Source organism: Methylobacter svalbardensis, from assembly GCF_037671525.1.
Classification (GTDB): domain Bacteria; phylum Pseudomonadota; class Gammaproteobacteria; order Methylococcales; family Methylomonadaceae; genus Methylobacter_A; species Methylobacter_A svalbardensis.
Window position 1 is genome coordinate 1 of sequence record NZ_JAWPOH010000132.1, and the last position, 3,884, is coordinate 3,884.

General features: G+C 42.6%; 5 protein-coding genes. 4 read left to right on the forward strand and 1 reads right to left on the reverse strand.

The window, feature by feature from the left end:
- Window positions 1-103: 103 nt before the first annotated feature.
- Window positions 104-340: a hypothetical protein gene (locus tag RW114_RS20105; protein ID WP_340124515.1), complete on the reverse strand. Its 237-nt coding sequence runs from the start codon at window positions 338-340 to the stop codon at window positions 104-106.
- 169 nt (window positions 341-509) lie between these two features.
- On the opposite strand from RW114_RS20105, the gene RW114_RS20110 reads away from it, so the two are divergent.
- The 4 genes from RW114_RS20110 (at window position 510) to RW114_RS20125 (ending at window position 3,527) form a co-directional block, all read left to right on the forward strand.
- A complete protein-coding gene (locus RW114_RS20110) occupies window positions 510-1,202 on the forward strand; it encodes a transposase (protein WP_340124516.1) in 693 nt (230 codons plus the stop codon).
- 83 nt (window positions 1,203-1,285) lie between these two features.
- Window positions 1,286-1,501: a hypothetical protein gene (locus tag RW114_RS20115; RefSeq protein WP_340124517.1), complete on the forward strand. Its 216-nt coding sequence runs from the start codon at window positions 1,286-1,288 to the stop codon at window positions 1,499-1,501.
- 689 nt (window positions 1,502-2,190) lie between these two features.
- Entirely contained in the window at window positions 2,191-2,442 is a 252-nt protein-coding gene (locus RW114_RS20120) for a CCDC90 family protein (RefSeq protein WP_340124518.1), read from the forward strand.
- A 533-nt stretch (window positions 2,443-2,975) separates the two neighbouring features.
- Window positions 2,976-3,527, forward strand: coding sequence for a J domain-containing protein (locus tag RW114_RS20125; RefSeq protein ID WP_340124519.1), 552 nt, complete (start codon window positions 2,976-2,978; stop codon window positions 3,525-3,527).
- Window positions 3,528-3,884 lie beyond the last annotated feature (357 nt).

Sequence of the window (3,884 nt, forward strand, 5' to 3'; positions counted from 1 at the left end):
AATCGGATGGAGAGCCCGGCGCTAAAAGCATATGGAAAGGGTTCCAGAGAATACAAGACTGCGTGTATGGAATACAGATAGCCCGCAAGCTAGATGGACTGGTTTAGTATTTGTGTGTAAGGAGATGATCTAAACCCTCTAATTTTACTCCTTTAGCAGTGGGTTCATTTCTAGCTTCATTTATGCTTTGAACCATGCCATCTATTGATCTTAGGTAATCATCGTCATTGATATATTCTGATTGTTCCAGAATTTTAATTTCATTTGATGAAAAATGTTCTAATAGCCAAAGAAATTTTTCATCTATGCTGTCATCAATTTTCAAAGTAACTGTTTTCATATAAAAATTCTCGATAAGTCAGTTGTCATTATTTATTCTATGTCAAATTACCAAAGAAACAAAGGGGTCAAAAAAACCAATGGGGTCAAACCAATAATAATCGGGGTCAGAGTAAAAAATTCTTTGCTATAATCTAGTCCATCGACATCAAGGCCGGGAATTTTTTAATATGGCAAGATTAATAAGAGTGGCGCCGGTGGGTGTGCCGCAGCATATTATTCAGAGAGGCAATAACCGACAGGTTTGTTTTGTCTCGGAAGAGGATATGGCGGCTTATGTTGGCTGGTTGAAAAAGTATTCAAAAGAAAATGAGGTGGCTATACACGCGTGGGTATTCATGACCAATCATGTTCATTTGCTATGTACGCCGAGGAGTTCAGGCGGGATCAGTAAAATGATGCAGTCTTTGGGGCGCTCTTATGTCCGCTATTTTAATTTTACTTATAAACGAAGCGGAACGTTATGGGAGGGGCGATATAAAGCAAGCCTTGTCCAAACAGAGCAGTATTTGTTGGAATTGTATCGATATATTGAATTAAATCCGGTACGGGCAAAGATGGTATTGGAGCCAGAAGATTATACTTGGTCAAGCTATCAGTGTAATGCGCTGGGCAAGCAAAGTGAACTATTAACAGCGCATGAAGTTTATTTGGCGTTAGGGGGGAATGAGGAAATCAGGCGAAGCCGGTATCGTGATTTATTTCGAGCCCATGTTGATTCCCGGTTATTAGAAGAAATCAGGCATTGTGTTCACCGAGGTTTAGCCATTGGACATGAGCGTTTTATAGAACAGATTGAAGCTTTGACTGGTCAGCGCGTTTCTGCAAATAAACGAGGAAGGCCAAAGGGAGTAAAGCAATAAAGGGGTCTGACCCCATATTTCTGACCCCATATTTCGCCACTTTGTTAAGCAGGGGTCTTTATTTCAAATATCAGGAATTTATTATGCAAATTATTACCATTGACGGCATAGAGTATGATGCCGATATGCTCTCAGAAGATGCCAAAGCTCAACTAATCTCCATGCAGATTACCGACCAGAAGATTGCCAACCTTCAGTCCGAACTGGCCATACTCCAAACAGCCCGTTCTGCTTACGCCCGTGAATTGTTGGTCCAACTGCCGAAATTAGACCAAGCTAAAGCTAAATCGCTACACTAAAGGCAGCCGTTCTTCAAACTGCTCGTATTTCTTACTCAAAAGCACTGAATGATGCTTTGGTAAAGGCACCTGGTACTGATGGATTAGTGTTTGGCAGTACGTTGAACTAATGCTGTAAGCTGGATTTGCCGCTACGACAGCATGGATGCAAGAGGTAGAGCAACGCAGTTGCCGAGTTACCTTGGGTGATGATACGTTTAAAGAACCGCTCAACCTTTCTGGGGTTGGGCGGTTCTTTATTGCTCTGCGTTTTGTGTTGGTCGACAGGCTAATAATGTGCTGAAGACTAAATTACCTACAGCATGGTTACGCGATCCCGAACAGGCCAAACGACCGTCTCAGCCTCCAGCCTCAATCCCATATCATTTGCTTAGTCGACTACCGACTATTTGTGCCCCGTCAGGTCATCCTGACGGGGCATTTTCGTTTTCAAGCACCCAAGGAGAAATCAATGTTTCCAACCTTACTGAGTACGGCCGCCCGATTGGCCATTAGATACCTCAGGGTCAGGCTCGATTGAAGGTTGCTTCCTTCCCCATAATTGGGTCTATGTGAAATTTGAACTGGGATTTGGGTTATAATTGTTTAACTTGTCTTGATAGAAAGCCCTCCGAGTAATAACAATTGACAGTATTGCATTCTCTCTATATCTTCGGAGATCACTTACTTAACGTTAGGACGTCATAACTATGACCACCATAACCTTCGATACCCTAGAGCTGGTAGACAAACTAAAGTCAGCAGGAATTCCGCAAGATCAGGCTGAAGCGGTGGTGCGGGTAATTGCTGACGCACAAGAAACATTGGTTACCAAGGACTATCTGGATAACCGACTAGATAAGGTTCTGGCACCCATTCATACAGACTTGGTTGTCCTTAAGTGGATGATGGGCGTATTGCTGGCTGGCGTGTTGTCGCTGGTGCTAAAGACGTTTTTTTAAAAAGCTGCAAATGAATGCAAACGAATGGGGTCAGACTCTGAGGTATCCCCACGAATTATCCTTCTTCCAATTGTTCAAAATAACCGATTAACAGCGCCCGAGCCAGATTCAAATAGTCATCCGGTAATTCAACCACAAACCAATGGGGTCAGACTCTGAGGCATCCCCACGAATTATCCAAATAAAACAATACACTATCCGCTATTTATTAACACAAACAATGCCAGACGCTATTACGGCCGTACGGCGTAGGGATTCGCGTCAGCAATCCACCCTGATCGGGATGATCTAAACTGAACCTCGCTCGGACTTGTCGAATCGGGGTTTTTTTATGCCCAATTGTTTTATATTATGTGAAGTGTTGTAAGTGTTTGTTTGGTCAATGTAATAATTGCTATAGCTTGCTCAATATTGTCAATCGCAGTACGATGACAAGATGCAAAGATTCAATCATAAACCTATACGTCGTTTTTTGGTGTCCACTGTCAATTGTCGCCGAACAGCATAAGTTGTATCCTCAATAAAATTTGTTAATGATTAAAGATTATTACCGTGTTTTAGGGTTGGCTGATAATGCTGAAGACGTGGTAATGCGCGCTGCATTTAAGTTGCTTGCCCATCGCTATCACCCGGACAAGTGGCTTGAAGAACAAAAAACAGCCAATCGAATGATGGCTGAAATCAATGAGGCTTACAGTACTTTATCGGATTCCCTGTTGAAAGTAGCCTACGATCAAAAAAGGGGGACTTATGAATCAGGTTCAGATTTTTATCGGATTCTAGGTGTGTTGGATAATGTTGATGTCCAGATGATTCATGCGGCCTATAGGGCACTGTCCCGGAAATACCGAAATTCACCAAGCCATAATTTAACTGAAAAAAGGTTAATTGAAATCGATCAGGCCTACCAAGTCTTAGCCGATCCTGTCAAGCGAAGAGCTTATGACATCAAACAGAAGACTGCTTCATATCTTTTTCGATCAAGACAAGGTCCTGGACTCAGTTTATGGAAAGTGTATCTGGTCTATAACTTGGCTTTCTATATTTTTATGGCGGTAATTTTTGTACTTGTTTGGGTCAAATAATTGGCAAATAATTGGGGTCAGAGTAAGATGACTCAGGGTCAGACCCCCTATAAAACAAACATATTCCCTCGTTCCCATGCTCCCGCATGGGAATGCCTACGGGACACAAGAATATACCAGCGGCATAGGTTCCCACGCAGGAGCATGGGAACCAGAGTCAATCTCCCTCTCCCTCTCCCTCTCCCTCTCCCTCTCCCCCTCCAGCTTCCGATAATGTTAAACTAGTACTCAGTCAGTCTTGTTTTGTCGTATAAAATCCCCATAGAGTAGGTTTTTTACATTATTGGGGAACGATAGATTGGCAAAGAAATATATTGTGCGTTTAACTGAGGATGAGCGCACCTATTTGGAAAGTTT